The following is a 26,255-nucleotide window of genomic DNA, read 5'->3' as shown; positions in this document are numbered from 1 at the left end:
TCCCGTCCGGCGGGAGCGGGTCCCTTCGGGCTGCGCCCGAAGAAGCGAACCCCCGTGCTGCGCATGGGGGTTGCGCTCACGCTCCGCGTGAGCGCTGGCGCGCCAGCGAGTTGACGGGCCGTCCGCTGCGCTCCCGGCCCGGCGGGACTTCGTCCCACTTCTGGCCTGCGCTTCGCTCCGACCAGGGGTCGACGGGTCCGCTGCGCTCCCCCGCCTGACGGTCCTTCCGGCTGCGCCTCTAGGACCGTTGGGCCCGCTTTCGCGGGCCAGGCTGGCTGCGAGGATGGGGGTCGCTCGTTCGGGCTGGGTTCCGGTCAGCGCTACATCAGATTGATGCAGCATGTACAGTTGGTAGGAATAGGTGACAGCCCCAACCCTCTTTGGCTGGGGAATGATCACGGACGCGGGAAAAGGAAACGCCACGGCAGCGATACCGAGGCCGTCTGCCTGGCGCCGGACCTGGTCCCGGGCCACCTCCTGAGCACTCCACATACAGCACCTAACATCGGCATCCGGCCCACCACTTAGAGGGTGTCTCACGTGGTGAGTTTTGCGAGCTTCTTGTAGCAGGTCAGGGTCGCCGCGAGTCCGAGGAAGGCCAGGAAGTGGCTGCCCTTTCGCTCGTATCGGACGGTCAGGCGGCGGTAGCCGAAAAGCCACGAGATCGACCGTTCGATCTTCCAGCGGTGCCGGCCGAGCCGTTCGCTGGACTCGATGCCGGGCCTGGCGATGCGCGGGACGATGCCCCGCTCGCGCAGCCACTTCAGCCTGTCGGCGGAGTGGTACGCCTTGTCCGCGCGGAGTCTGCCGGGGCGGCGCCTTCGCGGACCGCGCCGGGAGCGGATGGCGGGGATGCCCAGGACCAGCGGCAGCAGCGCCTGGCTGCCATGGACGTTCGCGCCGGAGACGCCAAGAGCGAGAGGGAGGCCCTGGGCGTCGGACAGGACGTGGAGCTTGCTGCCCCTCTTGCCCCGGTCGACCGGATTGCGCCCGGTCAGCGATCCCCCCTTTTCGCGCGGACGGAGGCCGCGTCCACGATGGCCGAGGTCCAGTCCACCTCGCCGCGGACGCCGAGCTCGTCCAGAACAGCCTGGTGCAGCCGCCGCCACAGCCCGTCCCTGGTCCATGCGGAAAACCGGCGGTGCGCGGGGGCCGGCGAGACGCCGAACGTCTCCGGCAGATGCCGCCAGGCACAGCCGCTGGTCAGCACGTACACCACAGCCGTGAACACGGCCCGCTCATCAACCGGAGCCGTACCGCCTCCCTGCGGACGGGAAGCGAACGAAGGCAGCAACGGTGCGACGAGCGACCAGAGTTCGTCAGGAACCAACCGCTGCGACAAACCAACACCCATGGCAAAACATCATGCCGCATCAACCTCACACCACGTGAGACACCCTCTTAGACGTTGTTTCACTTGGTGAGTCGGCGGTGGGCGATGAGGGCTGCGGCTATGCCGACGAAGGCGAGGAAGTGTTCGGCCTTGCGTTCGTAGCGGCGGTGCAGGCAGCGGCAGCCGGCCAGCCAGGAGACCGTTCTTTCGACGACCCAGCGGTGTCGGCCCAGCCGGGTGGAAGACTCGATGCCCTTGCGGGCGATGCGGTGGCGGATGCGACGCTCGCGAAGCCATTTCCGCAGGTGGTCGTAGTCGTAGCCCTTGTCGGCGTGGAGCTTGGCAGGACGCCGGCGGCGCGGTCCGCGGCGGGAGCGGATGGGCGGAATCCCGCGCACGAGCGGCTGCAGGCCAAGGCTGTCGTGCATGTTCGCGCCGGAGATGCCCAGCGACAGCGGCACGCCGTTCCGGTCGGTGATGAGGTGGATTTTAGATCCGCTCTTGCCACGGTCGGTCGGATTCGGTCCGGTTGGAGGCCCCCTTTTGCCGCCCGGACGCTGACCGAATCGATCGCGCACCGCGACCAGTCCAGCTCGCCCCGCGCACCGAGTTCGTCGAGGACGACCCGGTGGAGCCTGGCCCACACCCTGGCCTGGCTCCACTGGGCGAAGCGCCGGTAGACGGTGGGCCAGGCCGGCCCGAACACCGGCGGCAGCCGCCGCCAGGTGCAGCCCGAGGTGGCCACGAAGATGATCGCTGCCAGGCATTCGCGGTCACCGGCCCGCCGTCGCCCGCCGCCCTGCGGACGTATGACCTCCGTCGGCGGGACCACCCGCCGAAACAGCGTCCACAACTCGTCCGGCACCAACCGCTCCACCAGATCCGCCATGCACTGCTCAACGAACGATCACGCCATCAGAAACGGCGTCTTAGGCGAGGAATCACGATTGGGAAGGCTCGGGCCTCAGCCACAGAACGGTACCCCGGAAATCGGAAAGTCGAAGTTTCGGCGTGCGGAGGCACCGAAGCCGAACGGCCCCTCGTGCCGGGCGGCGGAACCCACCACGGGGCCGGCCCCGCCTGCTCGTGCTGGTTCGTCACGTCGGCACCGCTCGAGACTCAGAGCCGCTGGTGCCGCCCACGGTCTGCGTGGTCCTACGGGCCCGCACGCGAAGCCGCCTCAACCACGAGGGGCACGTGGCTTCACTGCGACGGTGCCAACGGGCCTTTCACCGGTCACACTTACGGTCATGACGAAGCTCAACGGAACGAGTGAGCCGCCCGTCCGCTATCCACTGACCGCGTCGACCTTGTTCGTCCGGCTGACCTTCGACGGACACACCCTGAGCATTACGAACCGGCTGTGGCCACTGCCCTGGGGGCGCACCGGACGCGTCCCTCTGTGCAACGTGATGGCAGTGGAGGCGTGGATGCGTGACAAGGACCCCGGCGTAGACGGGACGAAGACAATGCACTACTACCGAGTCCTCAGCTACTGGAACGGTGAGCAGGAGTCAAACAACATCCGTATCCGGCGACCCACTAGTGCCGCAGCCGACGACTTCCGTCGGTTACAAGAGGCGGTCAACGAGGCGGTGGTCGATCACGCGCGTGCCATCATCGACGCCCGTGGACCCGGGGCGCCCACCGGTCCAGCACACTGGGACGCCAAGTTCCAGGCCAAGATCGCCCACGGATTGCGTACGCCCTACCCGCTGGCCGAAGACCCCCGCTTCAAAAACCACACCCTGCTGCCCAGCTGGGCTATGCAGAAATCCGGCTCGTACGTACTCCACGAGCTGCGCATGCGCGAAGGCGCCCTCCTCGAGTGGCACCGCTTCCTCCACGAACCACCCACGCCCCCACCTCCGCAGTGACCGCGCATTCCCGCTTCGCGCCCAGCCGTTACCCAGCAACCAAGGTCATTTTGTGGTTCGGGAAGGCCGCCCCTGGCTGATCCAGATCCATGTCACTGGAGAACCCAGGGGATCTCCAGTGAACTTCCGGTCACATGCCCTCCCCTAACGAGCTCGTGCACGGTAGGCAGGGAGGTGTCGAGCTTCTGATCGTCGATCATGGTCGTGTGGTGGGAAACGCATCTCATGCAGCGATCATCAGTGACCGGAGGATCACGGGCCTGTCAGCCGACGTGATCGCTGAACTCGTGGCTGAACTTGGCCCGTTGTGGCACGAACGGCACCAGGCCAAGCTTGCGTCCCGGCCACGGAAGCGTGCTGTGGGCGCGGGTGCGAAGCACCGGCTGGTGTTTGTCGACCGGCTCCTGGCCACGCTCGTGCACCTCCGGCACGCGGTCACGCACGACGTGCTCGCCTGCTGGTTCAGTGTCGACCGCTCCACCATCACCCGCGCCATCGCAGAGGTGCGGCCCTTGCTCGCCGAGCGAGGGTGCACCGTCGGCCCGGGTGTGCGGCTGCGGACCCTGTCCGAGGTCATCGACCACCTCGGTGCCGACGGGAAGACCGGGATCATCGACGGCACCGAGATCCGGGTCCGCCGGCCGGCCGCCGGGCGCAAGGACCGGGACGCGTTCATCTCCGGCAAGAACAAGCAGAACGCCGTCAAGACCATGGTCGTCACCGACGAGGACGGGCGGGTGCTGTTCTGCAGCCCGACCAGGCCCGGTAGCTGCGCGGACATCACCCACGCCCGCCAGTTGGGGCTGGTCCAGCTCCTGGCCGACGGGCCCACGGTGGAGATCCTTGCCGATGCCGGCTATCAGGGCCTGGGTGCCCAGACCGGCGGACGGGTGATCACACCACCACACCGCAAGTTCAAGAGGAATGCTCCGGACTGGTACGAGGAGATGTACGAGAGACAGCGCAAGGCGCACTCCTCGCGACGCATCCGAGTCGAACACGGCATCGCCCACCTGAAGAACTGGCGAGCATTGGCCCGCCACCTCGGCCGCCGCGAGCACATGAGCGACACCGTCCAGGCCATCGCCGCCCTGCTGTCCCACCAGCAGACCGTCGACCTCACCTCGGCACGGCCGAGGTGAACACCGAGCCCCGCCAAAGTCCTCGACGCCTCACCGCCTACTGTGCACGAGCTCGTTAGGACGGCACCGTTCTCGACATCCTCGTGCAGAGCCGCCGGGACAAGGTCGCCGCCCGGCGCTTCTTCCGCCGCCTGATGAAGACGCCCCGCGCTGTGCCCCGGGTGATCATCACCGACAGGCTCCGCTCCTACGACGCCGCTCACCGCGAGGTCATGCCCTCCGTCGAGCACCGGCAGTCGAAGTACCTCAACAACCGGGTGGAGAACAGCCACCAGCCCACCCGCCAGCGTGAACGCGCCATGAAGGGCTTCCGCAGCGTCGGTACCGCCCAGCGGTTCTTGTCCGCGTTCAGCGGTATCTCACCCCACTTCCGGCCCCGCCGCCACCTGATGACCGCCCCCGGATACCGCGCCGAGATGACCATCCGCTTCGCGATCTGGGATCAGGTCACCGGCGCTGCCCACCTGCCCACCACGGCCTGAGCGCAGGTCCGGACCGCCGGCCACCACGTCCCGACGCCCCATCAGACAGTCACGCACCCAACAACGTGACAACGCCCCTCCAGGCCACCAACCGCACCGACCAGCAGGACCCCCGCTGGAAGCGGCTCTACGCCACCCGGTCCAGCATCGAAGGAACCATCTGCGAACTCGTCAACGCCCACCGAGCCCACCGCAGCCGCTACCACGGCCACCGAAAGACCCACATCCAACACGTTCTGACCGGCATCGCCATCAACATCGAACGCCTCGCCTCACGAGCACATCACCGCCCCAGAGGTCTCACGGCGTTCCAGCTCTACCCCGACTCGCGCGACCTGACCTGGGAATGCTGGTGGCGACAAGGCAAATGAGCTCAATCCTCAAGATTCCCGACAGAGTCGCTCAGGATATGCGTACGGGCGCTTACAGTGCGCGACCGTCGGGGAGCGGGTCGCGTTCCGGGCCGCGCGATGCGCGCCGACTCGCGGCGCGTCAACTCGTGGCGCGCCGAGGGGAACTGCAGGATCTTCAGGTTGTTGGTGTGTTAATGTGATCACGTCGAGTCGATAAATGTGCGACTTTGATGGAGGGTACGCCCGAGGGTATGTGTGGACCAACACCTTTTGACGGCGTCCTGCGGGGTCGGACCACTCGCACTCAACCTTCTGGGAATCACATGTGTGAAATGGGGAAAATTGAAGTCTTCTCGCTTTCGTAAGATCACCGCTGCGGCCGGTGTCACCGCGGCTGCCGTGATGATGTCCATCGCCGGTACATCGAGCGCGTCGGCCGTGGTCATTCACAAGGAAGAAATCCTCACCGCCGAGGTGTGCGTCATCCGTGGCAACGGAATGGTCGCCAATGGGACCGCCATCGGGTTCACCTGCAACCCGAAGCGCGAGCCGGTCTGGGTTCTGACCTGGTGGTAGGGCGCGTCGGAAGCGGGCTGTCCGTCCGGCAGGGAAGAATCAGGGGGCGCGCCTGACGCGGCTGCATTTCCTTCAGCCGTGGTGAACGGTCCATCGACTCGGTCGGTGGACCATTTCACTGAGCCTCCGCCAACCTGAAGACGCAGGCAGAAGGGCTGGTGTGACCGGTTCGCGGAGTGCTCGCGCTGGTATTGATCAGAAACTCATAGGGTTCTCGTCCAGGGTGTAACGGACGGTGGGGCCGCCGAAGTAGCCGCAGACGATGTGCGGTTGCCGCTGGCGTCTGCGGAAGAATCGGCGCGTCTCGGCGGCGAGTTCGGTTTGATCGCGGGCCCGGTGCTGCTTGGGCAAGCTGTGCTTGAGGTCGGCGTTGACCAGTTCATCAGGGTTGAGCTCGGGCGAGTACGGCGGCAAGAAGTGCAGCTCGACGTCGTCGGGGTGGGCGGCGAGCCAGGCGCGAACCTTCCTGGAGCGGTGGGCAGAGTGCCCGTCGACCACGAGATGGACCTTGTGGTCGAAGTGGCCGGCGAGCCGGTCCAGGAAGCGGCACATCACCTCGGCGGTGAAGTGCTCGGCGAAGACCATGAAGTGCATCCGGCCCTTGGTGCTGATCGCCGACATGGCGTTCACCGAGAACCGGTTCCCGCTCCGCCGCACCACGGGCGTCCTGCCCTTCTCACCCCAGGTACGGCCGGTGACCTGGTCGGAGCGGACGCCGACCTGGTCGGCGAAGAGGATCTCGCCGCCGTCCTTCTTCGCCCGCGCACGGATCTTCGGCCAGGTCTCCTCGTGCCAGCGCCGGACAGCCTGCGGGTCCTGCTCGACGGCCCGCTTGTCCGGCCGCTGGAACGACAGTCCCCACCGCTTGAGGTACTTGCCCACCCCCGGCTCGGTCAGCCGCACCCGGTACAGCTTCGCGATCAGCTCACCCACCAGCCGCCGCGTCCACAACTGCCCGCTCAGCCCCACGTCACAGGGCCGATGATCCAGGACGGCCTGCCGCACGGCGGCCTGCTCGGCCTCGTCCAGCACCTGATGCACACCCACCGGCTTGCCCCGCGGCCGCATGACCAACGACTCCCGGCCACCGGCCTGCCACTTCGCCCACCAGCCGTCCACCGCCTTCAGCGACACCCCGAACACCGCCGCGACGTCCTCACGGTCCCGCCTCGCCACCAACGCGGCCACTGCCCGCAACCGCAGGGCCTCCCGCGCCGACGGCGACAGATGCCGCGCGTCCCCCACCAGATCGCTCACACACCACCAACGACCCAGAACCCGAACCGTTTCGGATCAATATGAGTTTCTGATCAATAGTACCAGCGGTTGGCCGCCCACAGTCGCAGCTCCCCCTTGTCCAGCAGACCTTCGTGCATCCGCTGGTGGAACGGGTGCCGGTCCCAGTAGGACGACTCCAGCGCGTGCAGCGCCTGCCTGAAATCGGCCTCGCTGAGAGGGGCGTCGGCCTCGAGCGTCACGGACATCGGTATGCCTGTGTCCTTTCCTGCAACGGTGTGTCAGTCGCGGCTGAAGTAGGCGGTAACTTCCATCCCGGTGTCGAAGGAAACGAAATCGGAACGCTGCCAGACCTTCTTGGCGCACAGTTCCTTGTCGGAGGTTTCCATGCCACTGCTCTTTTTCACAGAACGGTTTTTGCGAGTGAGCGGGAGCGAGAGTAACGATTCCCGCGAAGCATCGGCAATGTTCGGTCCGGTGAACACCGGAAAGCTGTTCACGGAACGGCCTTGTCGGCCCGGAACATCCGGCCGGAATGGTTCTCGGGGGTTCCGGGGAAAGCCGCGCACACGGACGGTGTTACGCGTCCGACGGCCGACAGGAAATACGGCCGTCCGGTGGAAGGGGGGCTACGGCCGTGAAGCTTCCCCTTGATCGTGGACACCTGGAGACTGGGATCTTGAGGTTCCAGAGGAAGTAGCACCAGGTGGGAAGCAAGTACACAAAGCGGTACACCGAGGAGTTCAAGCGGGACGCGATCGCGCTCGTCGACTCCTCGGGCAAGACGGTCACCGCCGTCGCCCGGGAACTCGGCATCAGCTCGGAGTCCCTGCGCGGCTGGTACCGCAAGGCCAAGGCCGACCGGGGCGAGGGCGAGTCCGGTGAGCTGACCAGTGCCGAGCGCGAGGAGCTCAAGCGGCTGCGCAAGGAGGTCCGCGAACAGCAGCAGACGATCGAGATCCTGAAAAAAGCGACGGCCTTCTTCGTGAAGGAGAACGACCGGTGAGCGAGCTGTACCGGTTGATCCATGCGGAGAAGGCGACGTACCCGATCGGCCTGCTGTGCCGGGTGCTGAAAGTCGCCCGCTCCTCCTACTACGCATGGTGCGAGGGCGAGGCGGCCCGCCGTGCCCGGCAAGCCGCCGACGATGCGCTCGCGCACGAGATCACCGTGGTGCACATCGCCTCTCGCCACACCTACGGTGTCCCGCGCATCCACGCCGAACTACGCCGCCTGGGACGGCAGGTGAACCGCAAGCGCATCGCCCGTGTGATGCGTGAGCGCGACATCCGTGGTGTCACCCGGCGCAGACGGCGTTCGCTGACCCGGCCCGACAAGAAGGCGACGCCGGCCCCGGACCTGATCGGCCGCGACTTCCACGCCGAGCGGCCCGGCATCAAGCTGGTCGGCGACATCACCTACCTGCCCACCGCCGAAGGCTGGCTCTACCTCGCCTGCTGGCTGGACCTGGCCATCCGCGAGGTCGTCGGCTACGCCATGGCCGACCACCACCGCGCCGAGCTCGTCGTCGACGCTCTCAACATGGCCCACGGCCGCGGCGGCCTGGAGCCGGGCTGCGTGGTCCACAGCGATCGCGGCAGCGAATACACATCGGCCCAATTCCGCGACCGAATACGTGAGTTGGGACTGCGAGGCAGCTGCGGGCGGACCGGATCGTGCTTCGGCAACGCCGCCGCGGAGAGTTTCTGGGCCCTACTCAAAGAGGAGATCGGCACCCGCACCTGGCCCGACCGGGCCACTGCCCGAGCCGAGGTCTTCTCCTTCATCGAGACCTTCTACAACCGCCGCCGCCTGCGCAAGCACCGGACTTTCGGCTATCTCACCCCGGCCGAGACCAGGCAGCGGCAGCAGCACACCCTCGCGGCATAACGATCACGTGTCCGGAATCACGGGGAAACTTCAGTTGTCTACGTCGCCTTCGTCGTGGACACCTTCTCCCGCCGGATCGTCGGCTGGTCCGCGGCCACCGTGAAGGAGACGGTCTTCGTGCTGGACGCCCTGGAGATGTCGATCTGGCAACGCGATCGCGACCAACACCCAATTCAACCGGGTGAATTGATACATCATTCGGATGCCGGGTCGCAGTACACGAGTTTCCGGCTCGCCGGCCACCTGGAGGCCGCCGGCATCGCCGCCTCTATCGGATCGGTGGGCGACGCTTGCGACAACGCCCTGATGGAGAGCACGATCGGCCTGTTCAAGACCGAGTTGATCAAGCCCAGGCGGCCGTGGAAGACGCTGTCCGACGTCGAGCTCGCCACCGCCGAGCACCTGGAGATCTTCCATAACCGCCAGCGCAGGCACTCGGCCCTGGAGATGCTCACTCCGGTCGAGTACGAACTACGTGCAGCACCTGTAGCGTAAAACCAAGCGACACGACTCCATCAAACTCAGGACACTCCGAGATCTCTACCGAACCCGGAACAGTTCAGTCGGTGTCGTACTGGCAGCGGTAGCCGGTGACCGGGGGAAGCCAGGTGGCGGGACCTGGTCCGCCTTCGACCGGTTCGACGCCGCCGACACCGCGATCAGCGCCCGCGCGTCCCCGAGGTCGTTGATGTAGGCCTTGTGCTCAGCTGCGGTCCAGTTGTAGGCGCCGGAGTCCCAGGCCTCGGCAAGCGGGGCCAGATGGTGGTCGATGTCCAGGCTGCGGATGCCGTTGAGGTAGCGGTCGTCGTAGGGCGAGTCCCGCTCCCCGCCGGCCAGTGTGCACCGCGCCTCCTGGAGCTGTGCGACGACCGCTTCGGCCTTCAAGACCTCCTGTCGGGTGTTGCAGCCGTCTTTGTCGGCGTCGGTTCAGTGCCGGCACTTGGAGCGCTCATAGCCGGTGCGGTCCTCGACCCACACCGGCAGCTGGTCGAGCGCGTCGCGCACGGGCAACGTCACCATCTCCCCGGTGCGGGTCGCCGCGGGGCTGCCGCCAGCCGGAGCACCCGGACGATAAAATATCCTTTACTGGGATGAAATGGGTGAAAATGGCACTACAGGACAACGGCGCTGAGGGTCGGCCCGAGGGCACGCCCGAGCCGTACACCACGACGACCATCGCCGTCGCCATCGCCGACGAGCGGGGTGTGATCACGGGGTGGAGCGAGGAAGCCCGGAGCCTGCTCGGTTACGCACCTGGGGAGGCCGTCTCACGCCCCGCGACCGATCTTCTCGTCTCGCACCTTCCCCCGTCAGCCCTGCGTCGTCTGGCGGAACAGGAGCCGTGGTACGGCGTCCTCCCGGCTCGGCACCGGGACGGCCGGACGGTGGACATGACGGTCAGGGCCTGTCCGTGCCCGGACGGGAACGGACAGGCCCAATGGGTCCTCACGGCCTCGGTTCCGAATGCCCCGAGCCTGCCTGAGGACAAGGGCCCCCTGCTGGGGGAACTCGCCCTGTCCCAGCTCCCAGTCGCCGTGGCGTTCTACGACCAGGACAACCGGGCGGTGGGAGCCAACGACGTGATAGCCCGGATAGTGGGCCTGCCCGAGGAGCAGATACGAGGGCGCCGCCTCAGGGACTTCCTGCCCAGTCCGGCATACGACGAATTCACAGAGCTCCAAGATCGGGTGGTGCGCACCGGGGAGCCCGTGCACGTGGTCCGGCACCTCCGAGCACCCGGCGAGTCACGGGGGCGTTTCTGGTCGGTGTTCCTCTCTCCGTTGAAGAACCACCTCGGCCAGGTGCAGGGATCGTCCGTCGTGCTTCTCGACATCACCGAGCAGTACCTGGCCCGCCAGCGGCTGCTGCTGGTCAATGAGGCCGGCAACCGCATCGGCAGCACCCTGGACGTCACTCGTACCGCGCAGGAACTGACCGACGTGGTCGTCCCCCGGCTCGCGGACTACGCATCCGTCGATCTGCTGGAGTTCATCCATCGCGGCGAGGAGCCGCCCGACGGTCCGCCGCGTGGCCCGGTCACCATGCGCCGGACCGCACGGCAGGCAGGCACCGATGCCCTCCTCGACATCATGCTCCGGCTGGGGAGCACGGTGGCGTACCCAGCGTCCGCGCCCACGGCCGAGTGTCTGGCCACCGGCCGTTCCGCGGTGTACGAGGTGAACGACGCCTCCATGGCCCGATGGACGGCCCAGGACCCCGAGCGGGCCACCCGGCTCCTCCGGTCCGGGGCGCTCTCGGTGATGGTGGTGCCGATGCGCGCTCGTGGTGTCACTCTCGGCTCGGTCTTCCTGGGCCGCACCCGACACCCGGAGGCGTTCGCGCAGGACGACGTCCTGCTGGCCGAGGAGATCACGGCCAGGGCCGCGGTGTGCATCGACAACGCCCGTCGCTACACCCGTGAGCGCATTACGGCCATGACCCTGCAGCGCAGTCTGCTGCCCATGACACTGCCCTGCCAGCCGGCAGTCGAGGCCGCCTCCCGCTACCTGCCCGCCGGAGGCCGGGCCGGCGTGGGCGGTGACTGGTTCGACGTCATCCCGCTCTCCGGCGCCCGGGTCGCCCTGGTGGTCGGCGATGTCGTCGGCCACGGGGTCCAGGCCTCCGCCACCATGGGGCGGCTGCGTACGGCCGTGCGGACCCTGGCCGACATCGACCTGCCGCCCGACGAGCTGCTCACCCACCTCGACGACGTCGTCATCCGCCTGTCCTGCGAGGCCGCGGCCGACGCCGACATCGCCGGAGACATCGGCGCCACCTGTCTCTACGCGGTCTACGACCCCGTCTCCTGCCGCTGCTGCCTGGCCCGTGCCGGCCACCCGCCGCCCGTCGTGGTGACCCCGGACGGCGAAGCGGTCTTCCTCGACCTCCCCGCGAGCCCACCACTCGGCTTGGGAGGCCTGCCCTTCGAGGCATGCGAGGTCGAGCTGCCCGAGGGCAGCCTCCTCGCCCTGTACACCGACGGCCTCATCGAAGCCCGCGGCCATGAGATCGACGAGAGGCTCGGTGTGCTGCGCCAAACCCTCACCCGGCCCACGCAGGTGTTGGACACGCTCTGCGACGACGTGCTCGCAACGCTGCTGCCCGTCCCTCCCGATGACGACATCGCCCTGCTCCTCGCCCGCACCCGCGCCCTGGGAGCCGGCCAGGTCGCCACCTGGAGTCTGCCCCCGGAGCCCGTCGTCGTCGCCCAGGCACGCAAACAGGCCACCGACCAGCTGACGGCCTGGGGGCTGGACGAGTCCGCCTTCGTCACCGAGCTGGTGGTCAGCGAGCTGGTCACCAACGCCATCCGCTACGGCCGGCCCCCCATCCAGCTGCGGCTGATCCACGACGGCAGCCTCATCTGCGAGGTCTCCGACGCCAGCAGCACCTCCCCGCACCTGCGCCGCGCCCGCACCTTCGACGAGGGCGGACGCGGACTGCTCCTCGTCGCCCAGTTCGCCTGGCACTGGGGCACCCGCCACGCCACACAGGGCAAGACGATCTGGGCCGAGATACCTCTGACAGCCTGACACGAGATCCCCGCAACCAAAACCGGCGCCTGCAAAGCGCCCACCGCCACCACGTCAAGTACCTGCACCCAGGCCGGGACGGGCACCGCCCAGCGCCACGCCCCGCAGCCGGCGGACACCCAGCAGGCCCTGTCACCAGGGCGCGGGACCGTACCCGCCACCTCACACGTCCCTCCCCGCGGCATCCGGGGCTGACGCATCCGCTCACGCTCGGCCTCGCACGCAATGACAGCTCGCCGGTCTCACTGCGCTGCTCGGTGCACCTTCACCACCGCGCCTACCCCCGGCCGCTCCCCTGCCGACGCGTCAGACGGCATGCCTGCAACCTTGCCTGACTTCACAACAACTTCACCATCCCGCCATACAGTGATCACAGGTTCGGTGTGCTCCGGCACGCGCCATCCGCACCACTGAGGGGGGATTCCTCATGCGCATCCGCAGCACCCTGACCGCCGCCGCGGCCGTGGCCGCCGTCGCCGCACTCGGCCTCGTCGCGGCCGTGCCGGCCCAGGCCGCCGAGTACTCCTCGGCGCTGAAGATCAAGGGTGTCCAGTACGACGCCCCGGGCCGGGACTCCAACAAGTGCTCCGGTGGCAACACCAAGGACGAGTACCTGACGATCAAGAACTACTCGAAGACGGCGAACGTGAACCTGAAGGGCTACAAGGTTAAGGACGCCGCCGGCAACACCTTCACCAAGAGCCACACCCTGCAGCCCGGCGACTACATCAAGCTGCGCGGCGGCCGCGGCACCGACTCCGACGCCAAGAACGTCGTCTACCGCCAGAACTGCAACTTCATCTGGAACAACGACAAGGACACCATCTACTTCTACAAGCCGGGCGGCGCCCGCGCGGACGTGCACTCCTACACCAAGAAGGCCAACGACCGCGACGGCAACGGCTACATCACCTACCACGGCTGACCCGTCCCTCCCCGGTACGAGCAGGCCGGCCAGCACAGACCGCACCGCCCCATGTTTCTGCCCCAACGGCGCGGGTCAGGCCGCACACCACCGGAGAACGGGCACCTGACTGCCGGTCACCGGCGGCCCTACGGCCGTCAGACGCCAGGATCGTCCCCTTCCCAGGGCAGCGATCCGATACCGAACTGCGAGGAGCCCCGCCCCTGCAGCAGGGACGGGGCTCCTTATGTGGAGCGCCAGGCAGGCCTTGCACCTGCATCTCCTCACGGGAAGCGAGGCATCTTTCCTTAGTGGGTGGTTCGTAAGTCTTTGGGTGGATCTGTTGTCACCTCATGGTGTGGCTGCGGGGCGGAATCTGCCGGTCCGCGCTTGTTGATCTGGTGATGTGGGCGGGTGAGTGAACGCAAGCCGTACCCGAGTGACTTATCGGACGAGCAGTGGTCGTTGATCGAGCCGGTGATCACGGCGTGGAAGGACCGGCACCGTTCGGTCAGCGGCCACCAGGGCGCCTACGACATGCGGGAGATCGTGAACGCGATCCTCTACCAGGGGCGGACCGGCTGCCAGTGGGCCTATCTCCCGCACGATCTGCCGCAGAAGAGTGCGACGTACTACTACTTCGCCGCCTGGCGGGACGACGGGACCGACCAGGTCATTCATGAACTCCTGCGCTGCCAGGTGCGCGAACGCGCCCGGCGATTAGAGGACCCGACCCTGGTGGTCCTGGACACCCAGAGTGTCCATGTGGCCGCCGGGGTCCCCGCCGCCACGAGCGGCCACGATCCGGCCAAGCGGGTGTCCGGCCGCAAGCGCGGCCTTGCCGTGGACGTTCTCGGCCTGGTCATCGCGGTCGTCGTCCTCGCCGCGAACACCCACGACAACGCCGCGGGCATCGTCCTGCTGAACCAGGTCGCCGAGCACGTCGGCGGAAGCGTCCGCAAAGCCCTGGTCGACCAGGGCTTCAAGAACCAGGTCGTCATGCACGGCGCCGGCCTGGGAATCGATGTCGAGATCGTCCAACGCGACCCGCAGGTCAAGGGGTTCGTGCCGCAGCCGAAGCGGTGGAGGGTCGAGCAGACCTACGGGATCTTGATACTGCACCGGCGCCTGGTCCGCGACTACGAGCACCGCTCATCCTCCTCCGTCTCCCGCGTCTACTGGGCGATGACCCATGTGATGACCCGCCGCCTCACCGGCGCGAACACCCCCACCTGGCGCGATGCGCAGGCGATGGCAGCGTGAACCTCCAGCCCCTGCTCGACGCCCTGGACCTCCAGGAAGACGCCGCCCGGGCCCTGGCCGACGACCTCCGCGCACAGATCGACGACCTTCAGACCCGGCTGCGGGAGGCCGAGACGCACCTGGAGCACCTCGCGATCACCCGCAAGACCATCACCAGCCTCGCCGACCGGCTCCCCGCATCCCCACCGGACCTGCCCGAGCATCCGGACTACCCGCGCATCCTCGCCCTCTTCAACGGGGCGACCGGACCGCTGCGGGCCAAGGACGTCTGCGAAGCCCTCGGCCACGCACTGCTGCCGAAGAACGTCGAAGGCACCCGCGCAAAGCTGAAACGCCTGGTCAAGCTCGGCATCCTCACCGAGGTAGACGTCGGCAGCTTCACCAGGAAGCAGTAGCGGCCGAGCACCGCGGCCAGCGACCCTGCTCCTGATCAGCTGGAAATGGACACCAACGCACGCTTCCCTCTCACGCGCCACCGATAGCCTGCGTCATCATGACGCGCGCATGGATCTTGCCGATACTGTTCCTGGTCTGCGGCTCGCTCGTTGCGACCGCGTGGGCGGTCAGGGGGTTTCCCGGCGCCGCCGTTCCCCTGCTACTGCTGATGTTTGTCCTGCTCGCGGGGCTGAACTCACCGTTGGCGTTCCCCCGGTCGATCAGCGCGATGGAGGCCCAGCGCCGCAGCGCGGTCGACGGCCGACCGATCGTCTACTGGAGGGCCGGCTGCAAGTACTGCCTGCGCCTGCGGATCCGGTTGGGCCGCAGCGCCAACCGGCTGCACTGGGTCGACATCTGGCGCGACCCGGCTGGGGCGACGGCGGTGAGGGCAGCCAATGACGACGCCGAGACTGTGCCGACCGTCATGGTGGCGGGCCAGCCGCATGTCAACCCCGATCCCGAATGGGTGCGTGCACAACTCTCTCCCACCACATGAGCGGCCCCGCCCCTGCCTCACACAGAAACGGACATCAGCTCACGAACCGCTCTCTCAGAAGCCGTATCTCAACCGATCTTGGAACGTATGGATCGAACGGAGTTCCTGGTCGGGTGATCTTCCGGCGGTACGCGCATGAAGGCAGGGCCTCCTGGTAGCTCGGGGGTGCGATCCCATTCCGAGCGGTTCCCGGAGGCCCTGTTGTCGTTGTTGTACGCGCCCGAGCCCGTTGACTTCAACTCACTCGCCGTAGCGTGCGATTGCCTCGCGCATGTGTACGGCAACGCGGCCGATCATCCCGATCGGGTTCGCCGGTATCCGTCGGACATGACGGACGCGGAGTGGGCGGCCATCCGGCCGTTGTTGCCGGTGCCGGCCTGGCTTCAGGGGCGGGGAGGACGGCCCGAGGGCTACTGCCACCGGCAGCTGCTGGACGCGATCCGTTACCTGGTCGCGGGCGGGATCTCCTGGCGGGCGATGCCCGCGGACTTCCCCGGCTGGGCCCGGGTCTACGCCTTCTTCCGCCGCTGGCGCGAGCACGGGCTGATCGCCGAGTTCCACGACCGGCTGCGCGGGAAGGTCCGTGAGCGCGAGGGCCGTGAGGCCGAGCCCACGGCGGGGATCATCGTCGCGCAGTCGGTGCGGGCCGCCGCGACGGTGCCGGCCGCCTCCCGCGGCTACGACGGCGGGAAGAAGGTGCCGGGCCGCAAGCGGCACATCGTGACCGATACCCTCGGTCTGCTCCTGGCCGTCGCGGTCACGGCCGCGAACATCGGCGTCCGGGACGCTGCCGCGGGCCTGCTGACCCGGCTGTGCCGCCTGCACCGCGACATCACCCTTGTCTGGGCCGACGGCGGCTACACCGGCTCCCTCGTCGGCTGGTGCCGGGACAAGCTCGCTCTGACCTTGGAGATCGTCAAGCGCACCGACGACATGACAGGGTTCGTGGTGCTGCCGAGGCGGTGGGTGGCCGAGCGCACGTTCGCATGGCTGATGAACTCCCGCCGTCTGGCCCGGGACTACGAGACCCTGCCCGCCACCAGCGAGGCGATGATCCGGTGGTCGATGGTCACACGGATGAGCCGGCGTCTGGCCCGGCCCCGGGCCGCCGGCCGGCACTGAATGCCCCCGACGCCTCCAGGCGGAGCCACCCGCGCTCCGCCAGGCGGCGGGCTTTCGACCGCAGCCCCTCGACCTTCGCCGGCGTCGCTCCGAGGCCCAGCTCCACCGCGCTCTCCTTGGCCCGAAGCGGCCCGTGGCCCATGGACCGCTGCTGTTCCAGCACGCCCACAATCCGCTGATAGTCCGGTGCCAAAGCCGTCACCGGCAGCCCTTCCCGCCAGGGCGGCACCGTCGAGCCCGGCACCGGGGCGAACGCCGGCGCCGCTTCCTCCTCCGCCCCGGTCGTGGTCACGGCAGTGGTCTCGGCCGCGGAGACTGCCAGGGCCTCAACCAGTTCCTCCCGTGCGATGACCCGCCGGTCCAGCTCGATCTCCGCGGCCTCCAACACCTCAGCCAACCGCGCGACTTCCTCCCGCAAGCCCTCCACCCGCACGCGGGCAGCCGCCTCTCGCTCCCCCAGCATTCCCAGCACCGACGCCACCGCGCACCCCTCGACCATGAAACGGACACAAGACATCGCGATGCCTCCCTCAACCCGAGCGAAACCATGCCTGACCAGCAGGAATCAAGGGATCACGTTCGGTTGAGATACGGCTTCTGACGCCTTCACGCTGCCGGTGCATGGGCTGGCTGCGCAGGCCGCTTATCTGTTGGCTGGGTCGCGCCCGGATCAACTCCCCTTCTGCCGGCCATCGGTAGTTTGACCCACGGCTGGAAGGCGCGCCTGTCAGGTCAGCTCCGAGCGGTTCTCACTCAGGAACTCTCGGGCGCCGCGGAGGCGGGTGTTCAGCTTCTGCTGGGTGGCGCGGCTGTCGAGTCGTACGTCGAGCCCGCCGGGCAGTCCCGTACCGGAGCGGCGTGCGGAGGGCAGCCGGGCGGGGTCGAGTCCGTCGCGACGGGCGATGAGCTCGCCCAGCTCGTAGCGGCTGAGGGCGTCCGGGCCGGCGAGGTGGAAGATGCCGGCGGCGTCAGAGCGGATGATCTCCCACAGGGCGGCGGCCAGGTCTATGACGTGGACTGGACAGCGGATGTCGTCGGTGAACAAGGCGCCCTGCCGGGTGCCGTCGGCCAGCGCATGTACCAGCTGCTCGTGCTCGGACCGCCCGTTGCCGATGATCAGCGAGGTACGGGCGACGGCCGCATCGGGGCACAGGAGACGTACGGCGGTCTCTGCAGCGGCCTTCGCGGCCCCGTACGGGGTGAGCGGGTCCGGAAGGCAGGACTCCTCGTACCGGACGCGGCTTGTGCCGGAGAAGACGGCGTCGCTGGAGACGTGCACCAAACGGATGCCGCGTCCGGCCGTGGCCTGGGCGAGTCGGACGCCGCCTTCGGCGGTGACCGCCCAGTCCGCTCCGCCGCTCGTCGCGTTGATCACCACGGCCGGAGCCACCGTGTTGAAGACCTCCTCCAGACGGAGGGGGTCGCGGAGGTCGAGGTGATGCCATGCTGCTCCGTCGTAGTTACCGGGGCAGGAGTGGAACGTGGCGGCCGGGCGGCGACCCGCGGATACCGCCTGGCGTACCAGCTCGGCCCCCAGAAAACCGCTGCCGCCGATGATCAGCACAGTCATGCCGCCTCACGCTACGGGCGACTGATGCCGCCCGGAGCCACTTCTGCAGAGTCCATTGATCCCCCTTGGTCGGCCAGCCCGGCCGAGGCGGGAGACGGGGGCAATCCATGGCCCAGGGGTGCAAGTAGAGGTCTGGAAGACCGCACACGAACGGGTTTCCGTCCGACTGATCGGCCGGCCTGTCGACAGCGCGTTCAACCAGTCTCCCGACGTGCTGCGGGTGACACTGACGGGTATGCCCGACCGATCGACGCTCCACCAGGTCCCCTATTACTCACAGTGGGAATCACCCGGTCCCGTCGGAGTTCATCGCCGGGACGAGACCGGTCCGTGACAACCCCCTGTGGCAGAAGTCCGGCTCCGCCGACCCTGACGAGTACGCGTCCTGGGCCGACCGCACCTGCGGCATCGCCTGGCTGCGCACGGCCTCGATGAGCGGGAGAACGCGGGGTATCCGGGAGGCGACGACGCTGTCCCGACTCACCTTTGAGGAGGTCTGCGCTGTGCTCTCGCTCAAGCGCTTACTCGACCGCAGTCTGACCGCGCAGGCGACCCTGGTCTTCCTGCTGGGACTGGGCATCACGGCCCTGTTCCGCAGGGGCGAGCACCCTGCTGTCTGGGTGTTCCAGAGCACTCTCTACACCGGGGTCGCCGTCGTGGTCCTGGCCGTCCAGCGCCGCCGGGCCGCCCGAGCCGTGGGCACCGATGTGGGCGGACTCGCCGATCTGAGCCGGAAGATCCGGCACCATGAGGTGCCGCAGGCCCCCGAGGAGCAGGCGGCCATGCGCCGGCTGGTCGCCGAGCAGCTCGGTCAGATGGAGCGGGCGGGCAAGTGGCTGCCGTACTGGCTCGGCGCCATGGGCCTCGTCGCGGTCGGCATGTTCGTCCTGGGGGCCGTCAGCGGGTCCCAGGTCTTCTCCCTTCTCTTCGCGGCCGGCGTGGTCGCGCTGTGCTCCTGGGTCCTGTGGATGCGCCGCCGCTCCCTGGACCGCCTCCGCTGGATGCGCCAGGCCCTGCGACGGGAGTGAGCGGCCAGGGAGGGCAGGGACGGTGGGCAGGTACCCAAAATCGGCGGTCTTCTGAAGCGGTGAACTCGCGTGGCGGGGAGATCGGCGGGGCAACGCGTGAGGACACGGCCCAAAAGGGTGACGATGGGTTCGGTCGGTCAGTTGCGACAGCTCAGGGCCGTGTATGCGGGCGGTGTGGTGGCCTGGGCCTTCTGCCTGTTACTGGATCTGGTCCAGGGCGAGGGATCGACGCGGCAGACGGCGCTGCTGGAACGCGACCACCACCTCGTCCGCAGCGGGCAGGTGATCCTCGCGGGCCAAGGCTTTGCCGGGCGGGAGTTCGAGGCGTTCCTCACCGAGCGCCTGGGCGTCCATCTGGTGCGGCCGGACCGCAAGGACGAGCCGGTCCGGCACGGCCGGCCGGCACGTGTCCGCCAGTGGATCGAGGCCGTGTTCGAGACCCTCAAAGGCCAGCTCAGCCTGGAACAACACGGTGGCAGAACCCCGGCCGGAGTCTTCGCCCGCACCGGACAAAGACTCCTCGCCCTCGCCGCCGGCATCGGGCACAACTGGACCACCGGCGCCAAGATCAAATGGTCCCTGATCGCCTATGACCACTGAGAACATCGGACTCATTCATCCGGAGGCTGGTCAGGATCTGCGGGCCAAGGTTCTTGATCATGGTGTTGGTCCAGCGCATCTGCCGCAGGGTCTGCGGGTGGCAGTGCGCGGTGAGGGTGAAAAGCCGGTCGTCCCGGGTGGCTTGGGCGGCCTGGGCGAGCATCTCCCAGTACAGGGAGTTCTCGGTGGCTCCCAAGTGCAGGTCACGCAGATCGCGCAGCAGGAGCAGACCGGGCTCGGGCCGGCGTCCCACGGCCTGAGCCGCCTTCTCACGGAGCATCGTCAGGACGCCCGTGCCGGAGGTGTCGGGAGCCTCGTCGAGGTTCAGGCCATAGTGGCGGCCCGTGTCGGCCAGTCGTTGGACGTGTTCACGGGACCAGAGGGCCAGATCGGTGGCGACGTGGTGGATCTCGTGCTCGGTGCGGTGGCGCTCCGCCACCGCGGTCAGGTGCTCGGCGAGGTGCTTCTCGCCGTGGTGCAGCGCGCGCAGGACCAGCGTGACGCCGTTCACCGGGTGCCCTCCTCACGGCCGTGCCACGTGGCCTCGTCGGACTGCGTGACCTGCGCGGTAGGGCCGCCCTGCGTCGGGGGGACGCCGGCCTTGCCGGTCCCGGACGGTGCGGAGGCGGTGGTGGTCGGCGCGGGGGCGGCCCGGCCGTCGCCGCGTTCGACGAGGGTGAGGGCCGCAGCGGCGGTCTTGAACAGCGGCTGCTTGGAGGCCGGATCCCAGTCGGTGATGGTCGTCTCGTTGGCGGCGCGCCCGGGTGTGTTCTCGTCCGGACCGTGGCCGGCCGGGGTGTCCCAGTAGCCGTAGTGGAACGGCACGAACAGCAGTCCCGGCCGGATGTCCGTGACACGGACCCGTCCTCGCAGAGAACCGCGCGGGGTGGAAACCTCCACCAGGTCGCCCTCGTTCAGACCCCGCCCGGCCGCGTCGGCCACGGACACCTCCACCCAGACGTCGGGGGCGGCGGTGTTCAGCTGCGGGGCGCGCCCGGTTTTGGTGCGGGTGTGGAAGTGGTAGATCGTCCGGCCGGTGGTCAGCTGGAACGGATGCTTCTCGTCGGGCATCTCGTGGAGCGGCAGGTAGTCGGCCGCCTTGATCATGGCCTTGCCGTCCGGGTTGAGGGAGCGGTACTCCACCACGCTGTCCGAGGCGCCGGTGACGAGGTCCTTGCCGTAGTTCTCGCACACGTCGGGGTGGGCCCAGCTGACGCCGTCGGTGTAGAGGCGTTCCGTCCCCTGCGGAGCGTGCTCGTTGCACGGCCACTGGATGCCGGAAGGGCCGCGCAGCTTGCCGTAGGTGAGGCCGGTGTAGTCACATGGCCGGCCCGCGCTGCACCGCTTCCACGCCTCGAAGGCCGACTCCGGGTCGTGCCAGTGGACCAGCGGGCCGCCGTCCTTGTCGCGGAAGTCCATGCGGGCGGCGTAGTCGAGGAAGATGTCCAGGTCCGGCTTCGCCCCACCCGGTGGGTCGACGGCCTTCTCGGACAGGTGCACGGTGCGGTCGGCGTTGGTGAACGTGCCGGTCTTCTCGCCCCATGTCGCGGCGGGCAGCACCACGTCGGCCAGTTGGGCGGTCTCGGTCAGGAACAGGTCCTGCACCACGACGAACAGCCGCTCCTGGGACAGGATCGAGCGGATGCGGGACAGCTCCGGCAGGGAGACGGCGGGGTTGGTGCCACTGATCCACAGCATGCGGATCGAGCCCTGCTCGGCGTAGCGGAACATCTGCATCGCGTGGGTGGGCGGCGCGTAGTGCGGGATCCGCTCCGGCTCGACGTTCCACACCTTCGCCAGGTCCGTCACGTGCTGGTCGTTCTGCCAGTTCCGGAAGCCCGGCAGGTCACCGTTGGCGCCGCACTCACGGGTGTTCTGGGCGGTGGGCTGCCCGTTCATCTGCAGGATGCCCGCTCCCGGCCGGCCCAGCATCCCGAGGATCAGGTGGATGTTGTTGACCTGCACGGCGGCGGCGGTGGCTTGGTGGGACTGGTAGACGCCCTGCAGCACCGTCGACAGCAGACGGTCGGCCGAACCGAGGATCTCCGCCGCCTCCTCGATGCGTGCGGCCGGCACGTCACAGATTTCAGCGGCCCACGCTGGTGTGCACTCCTTGACCCGGGCCTCCAGCTCCTCGAAGCCGACGGTGTGAGCCGCGACGTAGTCGTGGTCGACCCGACCGGTGCGGATGGTCTCGTGCAGCAGCGCGTTGAGCAGCGCCACGTTCGTCCCGACGCGCGGGGCCAGGTGCACGGCGGCCCGGCGCGCCACCTGCGTCGGCCGGGGATCCACACAGACCAGGCGGGGCGGGTCGCCCCCTTCGAGCCGGTCGAGGATGCGCATCCACTGCACCGGCTGGGTCTCGGCCAGATTGTGTCCGAAGAGGGCGATGACGTCCGCGTGGTCGATGTCGTCGTAGCTGCCGGGCTGGCCGTCGCAGCCGAAGGACTCCTTGAGCGCCTCCGCGGCCGTCGAGGTGCACAACCTGGTGTTGCCGTCCAGGTGGTTCGTCCCGATTCCCGCCCGGGCCAGCACCGCCAGTGTGTAGTACTCCTCGAGGAACAGCTGACCGGATGTGTAGAAACCGATCGAGCCCGGGCCCCTTTCGTCCAGGAGTTCCCGGGACTGGGACACGATCCTGTCCATCGCGGTCGCCCAGTCGGTCTCGACCAGACGGCCGTCCTGGCGGACGAGGGGCCGACGCAGCCGGTCCGCGGAGGCGTTGGCCTGCCAGCCGAAGAGGTCCTTCGGCCCGAGACGGCCGTGGTTCACCCGGTCCTGCGCGCGGCCCCGGACGCCCACCATGCGGCCGTCCAGGACCGCGATGTCCATCGCGTCACCGTCGGAGTGCAGGATCGAGGCGGCCCGCACCCACTGCTGCACGTCGCCCGGTGTGACGCCCTCCGCGAGGCACGTGTCCACCCGCGCGGACCACGCCTCGTGCCGCCCGTACGGAGTACGACTGCCCCAGGGTCGCGCGATACGGTCCACCGAAACGTCCATGCTCCAGCTCCTCCCTCGCATCCGGCGCCGACCCTCCAGCCGCATCATCGGTACCCGGCACCATCCGTGTGTAACGCTGCACCACGGGGCTCTCGGCATTCCCTCCGGCTGCAACCGGAGGGGCGTCGGCCGCCGACCGGGGCCATCGCGGGGCGACCTTCCTGTCACCTGCCGGCCGAGATGTCGAGTGTCGCCATACCGAGTTGAGGCGTCTCCTGCTCCGGTGACATGTCGTCTGCGCCTCCGCGGTGCTGGGCAGTGCCACGGACATCAGCGCATCAGTCTGCCTCTGGACGCGGTGAGTTGCGGACGTCACGGTCAGCGGCACCCGCGACCAGGGAGCGGCGAACTCGGAACCTCGGACCCGGTTGTCCGAGCACGTCTTCGAGCAACCGTCGTCAGTCTCGCGCCACCACACGGAGCGTCCTGACCGAAGGGTCGGCCGCGTCCGGGATCAGGACCCCGTGCTCGACACCGCTGCGCAGGTAGTCCAACACCTCGTCGGTGATGACTTCACCGGGAGCGACGACAGGCACCCCCGGCGGGTAAGGGCTGATCGTCTCCGCGGCGATCCGTCCCGCCGCGCGCTCGACGGACACGTGCTCCACCGGGGCGAAGAACGCCTTCCGCGGCAGCATCGCCTGCTCCAGTTCCAGGGTCGAGGGCTCGGGCAGGCGCACCGGCGGCTGCTTCTCGATGGAGTCGGCCCCCTCGACGAGCGCGCGCAGGGCGTCCAGCAGGACCTTCTCGGTCTCGTCGTCGTCGGCGTGCGTGATGGACGCGCTGATCCGGCAGGTGTCGGAGCCGCCGACGTCCACCTGACGGTTCGCCCGCAGCCACTCGGCCGCCTGCATGCCGCTGATGCCCAGTTCCCGTACGTCGATCACCATCTTCAGCGGGTCGAACGCGGCGGCGAACCCTTCCTCGACGACCTCCCCGCCCATGGGCCGCAGGCCGGGCAGATCGCCGACGGCCGACCGGATGCGCTCCGCACGGTGCAGCGCGGCCTCCAGAAGATCGTGTCCGTGTTCGACCATCTGACGGCGCCAGCCGTCGAGGGTCGCGTAGACCAGGGAGGAGGCGCTGGTGGTGCCCAGCAGGTCCTCCCGCTGCTTGAGGACCTCCGGCGACACCCGGTCGTACTGGAGGTGGAAGACGGAGCTCTGCTCGATGGCCCCGCCCATCTTGTGGACGCTGGTGACCACCAGGTCGGCCTCGGCGTCCATGCCCCAGGCCGGCAGCCCGGGATGGAACGGAAGGTGGGCCCCCCACGCCTCGTCGACGATCAGCGGGACGTCGAACTCGTGGCAGACCCGGGCCACGCCCGCCACGTCCGCACAGGTGCCCCAGTCGGTGGGAGTGATGAGCAGCATGCCCTTGGCGTCCGGGTGCTCCTCAAGGCGGCGCCGGACGTCCTCGGGCTCCGGTGGGTGCGCCAGGTGTCGTTCGGTGTCGAACTTCGGGTGCACCCAGATCGGCTCCACACCGTTGACGACGACGGCCGCGATCACCGACTTGTGCGCGTTGCGGGACAGCAGCAGTTTCTCGCCGGGACCGGCCACGGCCAGCATGGCGGTCTTGACCGACAGGGAGCTGCCACAGGTGGAGAAGAACGCCTGTTCGGCCCCTACGGCGTCGGCCATCAGTTCCTGGGCCTGGCCGAGCACGCCCTGGGACTGGCGGCGGTCGTCCAGTCCGTTGAGGGACAGTACGTCCGACCGGAACACGTCGAGCCCGACGATGTCCGCCACCCGCGGGTCCACGCCTCGGCCCTGCTTGTGCCCCGGCGGGCCGAAGACCACGTCCCCACGAAGCCGGAACTCCTCGAGCGCCTCCAGCACGGGTACCCGCGAGTGATCCATCGTTCCTCCCAGTAGTCGTCCTCCGCCCGGCCGTTTCCGGCACGGCGACGTCGCTCTGCGTCGTCCGAGAGCGCACCGGACGTGTTGCACCGGTTCCCCGGTCGAAACCCGGAGGTGTTACGACGCCCGGTTGACGGCACCCGGTGGTGCACGACGCGAAGAGCGACGACCGCACCTTGATCCGAGGAGGCCAGGTGACCCGTACGCCTTCCGGCGGCGATGTGCATGCCGACGTCCACGACAGGCTGCGCGCGGAGGTAGCGAAACGGGCGGATCAGTTGTGGGAGGCCGCCCGCGAGTTGCACGCCCACCCCGAGCACGCCTTCTCCGAGCACCGGGCCGCGGCGCTGCTGACGGGCGCGCTGGAGAGCGCCGGTTTCGAGGTCGAGCGCGGGACGGCCGGAATGCCCACCGCGTTCACCGCCCGTTCGGGCCACGGGCGTCCCGCCGTGGCCCTGCTGCTGGAGTACGACGCCCTGCCGGGTCTCGGCCACGCCTGCGGGCACAACCTCATCGCGGCCGCCGGTCTGGGAGCGGCGCTCGCGCTGGACACGGTGCTGGACGCCTCGGCCGGACGCGTCATGGCGGTCGGGACGCCGGCCGAGGAGGGCGGGGGCGGAAAGGTCCTGGAGGTGGAGGCCGGCGTGTTCGACGACGTCGACGCCGCGCTGATGTTCCACCCGGGCGTGTACGACTGGACGCGGGCCCCGCTGACCGCGCAGGTGCAGTACCGGGTGGCCTTCCACGGCCGCGCCGCACACCCCACCGGCAACCCGACCGAGGGCGTCGACGCCCTCCTGGCGCTGGTCGAGCTGTTCAACGTCCTGACCGCCCTGGGCAGGCGTCTGCCGGCGGCCTCCCACATCCAGGGGATCGTCACCGACGGGGGCAAGGCCACCAACATCGTCCCGGAGTACGCGGAAGGACTGTTCGGCCTGCGCGCGGCGACGACCGAGGCGTTGGAGGACCTGACCGGGCGGTTGCGCGCCGCCGCCGAGGGCGTCGCCCACGCCACGGGCACCCGGGCCGAGGTGGAACGGGCCACGCTCCGCTACGAGCACTTCCGTGACAGCGGCCCGCTGTCCGAGACGTTCGCCGAGCACCTGTCCGGGGCGGGGATCGAGCTGACGCCGCCCGCACCGGGCGTCTACCTGGGATCGTCGGACATCGGCAACGTCAGTACACGCGTGCCCGCCATCCATCCCTTCGTCGCCATCATGGACGACGGGTCCGACCACACCCCCGAGTTCGCCGCGGCAGCCGCCTCCCCGCGGGCCCGCGACGTGCTCGTCGCCGTCACCGGCGCGCTGGCCTGCACGGCCGCGGACCTGCTCTTCAATGCGGACTTGCGCGAGGAGGCGTGGAGACTGCACCGGGAGGCGGGATGCTGAGCCGTGTCCGGGCGCGGCCATCGTCGGCGCCGGAGGCTGCGTCCGCCGGTGGTCTTGCCGCGGTGCGTTCACGGAACCACTTGCCGTTGCCGGGACCCGGCTGGTGGCTCCGCCGGGAAAAGCCGTGCCAGTGCCGACAGCGACTCATGGGCGGGG

At 68.7% G+C, this 26,255-nt stretch carries 26 protein-coding genes and 3 pseudogenes; 17 read left to right on the top strand and 12 right to left on the bottom strand.

Annotation, left to right across the window (positions count from 1 at the left end):
* Nucleotides 1-536: 536 nt before the first annotated feature.
* Both ACZ8ZB_RS34060 and ACZ8ZB_RS34055 read right to left on the bottom strand, forming a co-directional pair.
* Nucleotides 537-1,354 (bottom strand): IS5 family transposase gene (locus ACZ8ZB_RS34060; RefSeq protein ID WP_470735649.1). Its coding sequence is split into 2 segments (ribosomal slippage): nt 537-1,004 and nt 1,007-1,354, totalling 816 coding nucleotides; the frame shifts between segments, so codons are not numbered across the junction.
* A gap of 59 nt (nt 1,355-1,413) precedes the next feature.
* Nucleotides 1,414-2,222, bottom strand: a protein-coding gene (locus ACZ8ZB_RS34055; RefSeq protein WP_470735650.1) for an IS5 family transposase whose coding sequence is annotated in 2 segments (ribosomal slippage) — nt 1,414-1,863 and nt 1,866-2,222 — 807 coding nt in all. Because the reading frame shifts where the segments join, the coding sequence is not laid out codon by codon here.
* Nucleotides 2,223-2,583: 361 nt separating this feature from the next.
* On the opposite strand from ACZ8ZB_RS34055, the gene ACZ8ZB_RS34050 reads away from it, so the two are divergent.
* The 5 genes and pseudogenes from ACZ8ZB_RS34050 to ACZ8ZB_RS34030 all read left to right on the top strand — a co-directional run bounded on the left by ACZ8ZB_RS34050 (nt 2,584) and on the right by ACZ8ZB_RS34030 (nt 5,763).
* Nucleotides 2,584-3,210, top strand: a complete 627-nt coding sequence (locus ACZ8ZB_RS34050; RefSeq protein ID WP_470741384.1) for a hypothetical protein — start codon at nt 2,584-2,586, stop codon at nt 3,208-3,210.
* A gap of 359 nt (nt 3,211-3,569) precedes the next feature.
* A complete protein-coding gene (locus ACZ8ZB_RS34045) occupies nt 3,570-4,352 on the top strand; it encodes a transposase (RefSeq protein WP_470741383.1) in 783 nt (260 codons plus the stop codon).
* A gap of 59 nt (nt 4,353-4,411) precedes the next feature.
* Nucleotides 4,412-4,834: pseudogene (locus tag ACZ8ZB_RS34040) on the top strand (IS6 family transposase); the annotation flags it as partial.
* Between the two features lie 65 nt (nt 4,835-4,899).
* Nucleotides 4,900-5,205, top strand: coding sequence for a transposase (locus ACZ8ZB_RS34035; protein WP_106416668.1), 306 nt, complete (start codon nt 4,900-4,902; stop codon nt 5,203-5,205).
* Nucleotides 5,206-5,514: 309 nt separating this feature from the next.
* The gene (locus ACZ8ZB_RS34030) at nt 5,515-5,763 is read left to right on the top strand and encodes a hypothetical protein (protein ID WP_365424050.1); all 249 of its coding nucleotides are present in this window, start codon (nt 5,515-5,517) and stop codon (nt 5,761-5,763) included.
* Nucleotides 5,764-5,958: 195 nt separating this feature from the next.
* On the opposite strand, the gene ACZ8ZB_RS34025 is transcribed toward ACZ8ZB_RS34030, so the two are convergent.
* Genes ACZ8ZB_RS34025 through ACZ8ZB_RS34015 form a run of 3 tightly spaced genes read right to left on the bottom strand, consistent with a single transcriptional unit; the run spans nt 5,959 to nt 7,499 of the window.
* The gene (locus tag ACZ8ZB_RS34025; protein ID WP_470741382.1) at nt 5,959-7,020 is read right to left on the bottom strand and encodes an IS630 family transposase; all 1,062 of its coding nucleotides are present in this window, start codon (nt 7,018-7,020) and stop codon (nt 5,959-5,961) included.
* Between the two features lie 53 nt (nt 7,021-7,073).
* Entirely contained in the window at nt 7,074-7,247 is a 174-nt protein-coding gene (locus tag ACZ8ZB_RS34020) for a thiaminase II/PqqC family protein (RefSeq protein WP_470741381.1), read from the bottom strand.
* Between the two features lie 33 nt (nt 7,248-7,280).
* Nucleotides 7,281-7,499: a hypothetical protein gene (locus ACZ8ZB_RS34015; protein ID WP_470741380.1), complete on the bottom strand. Its 219-nt coding sequence runs from the start codon at nt 7,497-7,499 to the stop codon at nt 7,281-7,283.
* A 206-nt stretch (nt 7,500-7,705) separates the two neighbouring features.
* On the opposite strand from ACZ8ZB_RS34015, the gene ACZ8ZB_RS34010 reads away from it, so the two are divergent.
* From ACZ8ZB_RS34010 to ACZ8ZB_RS34000, 3 genes and pseudogenes are all read left to right on the top strand, one after another.
* The gene (locus tag ACZ8ZB_RS34010) at nt 7,706-8,005 is read left to right on the top strand and encodes a transposase (protein WP_470741379.1); all 300 of its coding nucleotides are present in this window, start codon (nt 7,706-7,708) and stop codon (nt 8,003-8,005) included.
* A complete protein-coding gene (locus ACZ8ZB_RS34005; RefSeq protein WP_470741378.1) occupies nt 8,002-8,889 on the top strand; it encodes an IS3 family transposase in 888 nt (295 codons plus the stop codon). Before ACZ8ZB_RS34010 ends, ACZ8ZB_RS34005 begins: the two co-directional genes overlap by 4 nt.
* A gap of 42 nt (nt 8,890-8,931) precedes the next feature.
* Nucleotides 8,932-9,384 (top strand): annotated as a pseudogene (locus tag ACZ8ZB_RS34000) (transposase); the annotation flags it as partial.
* Between the two features lie 45 nt (nt 9,385-9,429).
* On the opposite strand, the gene ACZ8ZB_RS33995 reads toward ACZ8ZB_RS34000, so the two are convergent.
* The gene (locus ACZ8ZB_RS33995; protein WP_470741377.1) at nt 9,430-9,774 is read right to left on the bottom strand and encodes a hypothetical protein; all 345 of its coding nucleotides are present in this window, start codon (nt 9,772-9,774) and stop codon (nt 9,430-9,432) included.
* A 221-nt stretch (nt 9,775-9,995) separates the two neighbouring features.
* On the opposite strand from ACZ8ZB_RS33995, the gene ACZ8ZB_RS33990 reads away from it, so the two are divergent.
* The 6 genes from ACZ8ZB_RS33990 (at nt 9,996) to ACZ8ZB_RS33965 (ending at nt 16,645) form a co-directional block, all read left to right on the top strand.
* Entirely contained in the window at nt 9,996-12,422 is a 2,427-nt protein-coding gene (locus ACZ8ZB_RS33990; RefSeq protein WP_470741376.1) for a SpoIIE family protein phosphatase, read from the top strand.
* A 427-nt stretch (nt 12,423-12,849) separates the two neighbouring features.
* The gene (locus ACZ8ZB_RS33985) at nt 12,850-13,347 is read left to right on the top strand and encodes a lamin tail domain-containing protein (RefSeq protein ID WP_470741375.1); all 498 of its coding nucleotides are present in this window, start codon (nt 12,850-12,852) and stop codon (nt 13,345-13,347) included.
* Nucleotides 13,348-13,740: 393 nt separating this feature from the next.
* On the top strand, nt 13,741-14,589 hold the full coding sequence (locus tag ACZ8ZB_RS33980) for an IS5 family transposase (protein ID WP_470741374.1): 849 nt from the start codon (nt 13,741-13,743) through the stop codon (nt 14,587-14,589).
* Nucleotides 14,586-14,984 (top strand): hypothetical protein, encoded by a 399-nt coding sequence (locus tag ACZ8ZB_RS33975; RefSeq protein WP_351995370.1) that lies wholly within the window; start codon nt 14,586-14,588, stop codon nt 14,982-14,984. Before ACZ8ZB_RS33980 ends, ACZ8ZB_RS33975 begins: the two co-directional genes overlap by 4 nt.
* Nucleotides 14,985-15,082: 98 nt before the next feature.
* Nucleotides 15,083-15,523, top strand: a complete 441-nt coding sequence (locus tag ACZ8ZB_RS33970; protein ID WP_470741373.1) for a thioredoxin domain-containing protein — start codon at nt 15,083-15,085, stop codon at nt 15,521-15,523.
* A 327-nt stretch (nt 15,524-15,850) separates the two neighbouring features.
* The gene (locus ACZ8ZB_RS33965; protein ID WP_470741372.1) at nt 15,851-16,645 is read left to right on the top strand and encodes an IS5 family transposase; all 795 of its coding nucleotides are present in this window, start codon (nt 15,851-15,853) and stop codon (nt 16,643-16,645) included.
* On the opposite strand, the gene ACZ8ZB_RS33960 is transcribed toward ACZ8ZB_RS33965, so the two are convergent.
* The 3 genes from ACZ8ZB_RS33960 to ACZ8ZB_RS33950 form a co-directional block, all read right to left on the bottom strand.
* Nucleotides 16,593-17,144 (bottom strand): hypothetical protein, encoded by a 552-nt coding sequence (locus ACZ8ZB_RS33960; protein ID WP_470741654.1) that lies wholly within the window; start codon nt 17,142-17,144, stop codon nt 16,593-16,595. The genes ACZ8ZB_RS33965 and ACZ8ZB_RS33960 overlap by 53 nt on opposite strands.
* Before the next feature lie 228 nt (nt 17,145-17,372).
* Nucleotides 17,373-18,215 (bottom strand): SDR family oxidoreductase, encoded by an 843-nt coding sequence (locus tag ACZ8ZB_RS33955; RefSeq protein WP_470741371.1) that lies wholly within the window; start codon nt 18,213-18,215, stop codon nt 17,373-17,375.
* 286 nt (nt 18,216-18,501) lie between these two features.
* Complete coding sequence (locus ACZ8ZB_RS33950; RefSeq protein WP_470741370.1) at nt 18,502-18,699, bottom strand: hypothetical protein; 198 nt, start codon at nt 18,697-18,699, stop codon at nt 18,502-18,504.
* 19 nt (nt 18,700-18,718) lie between these two features.
* Between ACZ8ZB_RS33950 and ACZ8ZB_RS33945 the strand changes: the two genes are divergently transcribed.
* Together ACZ8ZB_RS33945 and ACZ8ZB_RS33940 are read left to right on the top strand one after the other, a co-directional pair.
* Nucleotides 18,719-19,243: a hypothetical protein gene (locus ACZ8ZB_RS33945; RefSeq protein WP_470741369.1), complete on the top strand. Its 525-nt coding sequence runs from the start codon at nt 18,719-18,721 to the stop codon at nt 19,241-19,243.
* 216 nt (nt 19,244-19,459) lie between these two features.
* Nucleotides 19,460-19,843, top strand: a pseudogene (locus tag ACZ8ZB_RS33940) (IS982 family transposase); the annotation flags it as partial.
* Here the strand turns inward: ACZ8ZB_RS33940 and ACZ8ZB_RS33935 are convergent.
* The 3 genes from ACZ8ZB_RS33935 to ACZ8ZB_RS33925 form a co-directional block, all read right to left on the bottom strand.
* Nucleotides 19,812-20,354 carry a hypothetical protein gene (locus ACZ8ZB_RS33935; protein WP_470741368.1) on the bottom strand — a complete coding sequence of 181 codons (543 nt, stop codon included), beginning with the start codon at nt 20,352-20,354 and terminating at the stop codon, nt 19,812-19,814. The pseudogene ACZ8ZB_RS33940 and the gene ACZ8ZB_RS33935 sit on opposite strands and share 32 nt — an antisense overlap.
* Nucleotides 20,351-22,846, bottom strand: a complete 2,496-nt coding sequence (locus tag ACZ8ZB_RS33930) for a molybdopterin oxidoreductase family protein (protein WP_470741367.1) — start codon at nt 22,844-22,846, stop codon at nt 20,351-20,353. Before ACZ8ZB_RS33930 ends, ACZ8ZB_RS33935 begins: the two co-directional genes overlap by 4 nt.
* A 398-nt stretch (nt 22,847-23,244) precedes the next feature.
* Nucleotides 23,245-24,708: an aminotransferase class I/II-fold pyridoxal phosphate-dependent enzyme gene (locus ACZ8ZB_RS33925; protein ID WP_470741366.1), complete on the bottom strand. Its 1,464-nt coding sequence runs from the start codon at nt 24,706-24,708 to the stop codon at nt 23,245-23,247.
* 194 nt (nt 24,709-24,902) lie between these two features.
* Here ACZ8ZB_RS33925 and ACZ8ZB_RS33920 point away from each other — a divergent pair, with 194 nt between their 5' ends.
* On the top strand, nt 24,903-26,099 hold the full coding sequence (locus ACZ8ZB_RS33920) for an amidohydrolase (RefSeq protein WP_470741365.1): 1,197 nt from the start codon (nt 24,903-24,905) through the stop codon (nt 26,097-26,099).
* Nucleotides 26,100-26,255 lie beyond the last annotated feature (156 nt).

It is taken from the genome of Streptomyces sp. 12E (genome assembly GCF_055633275.1).
The sequence above is the reverse complement of the archived record's forward strand: the minus strand, read 5'-3'. Positions and strand labels throughout refer to the sequence as shown.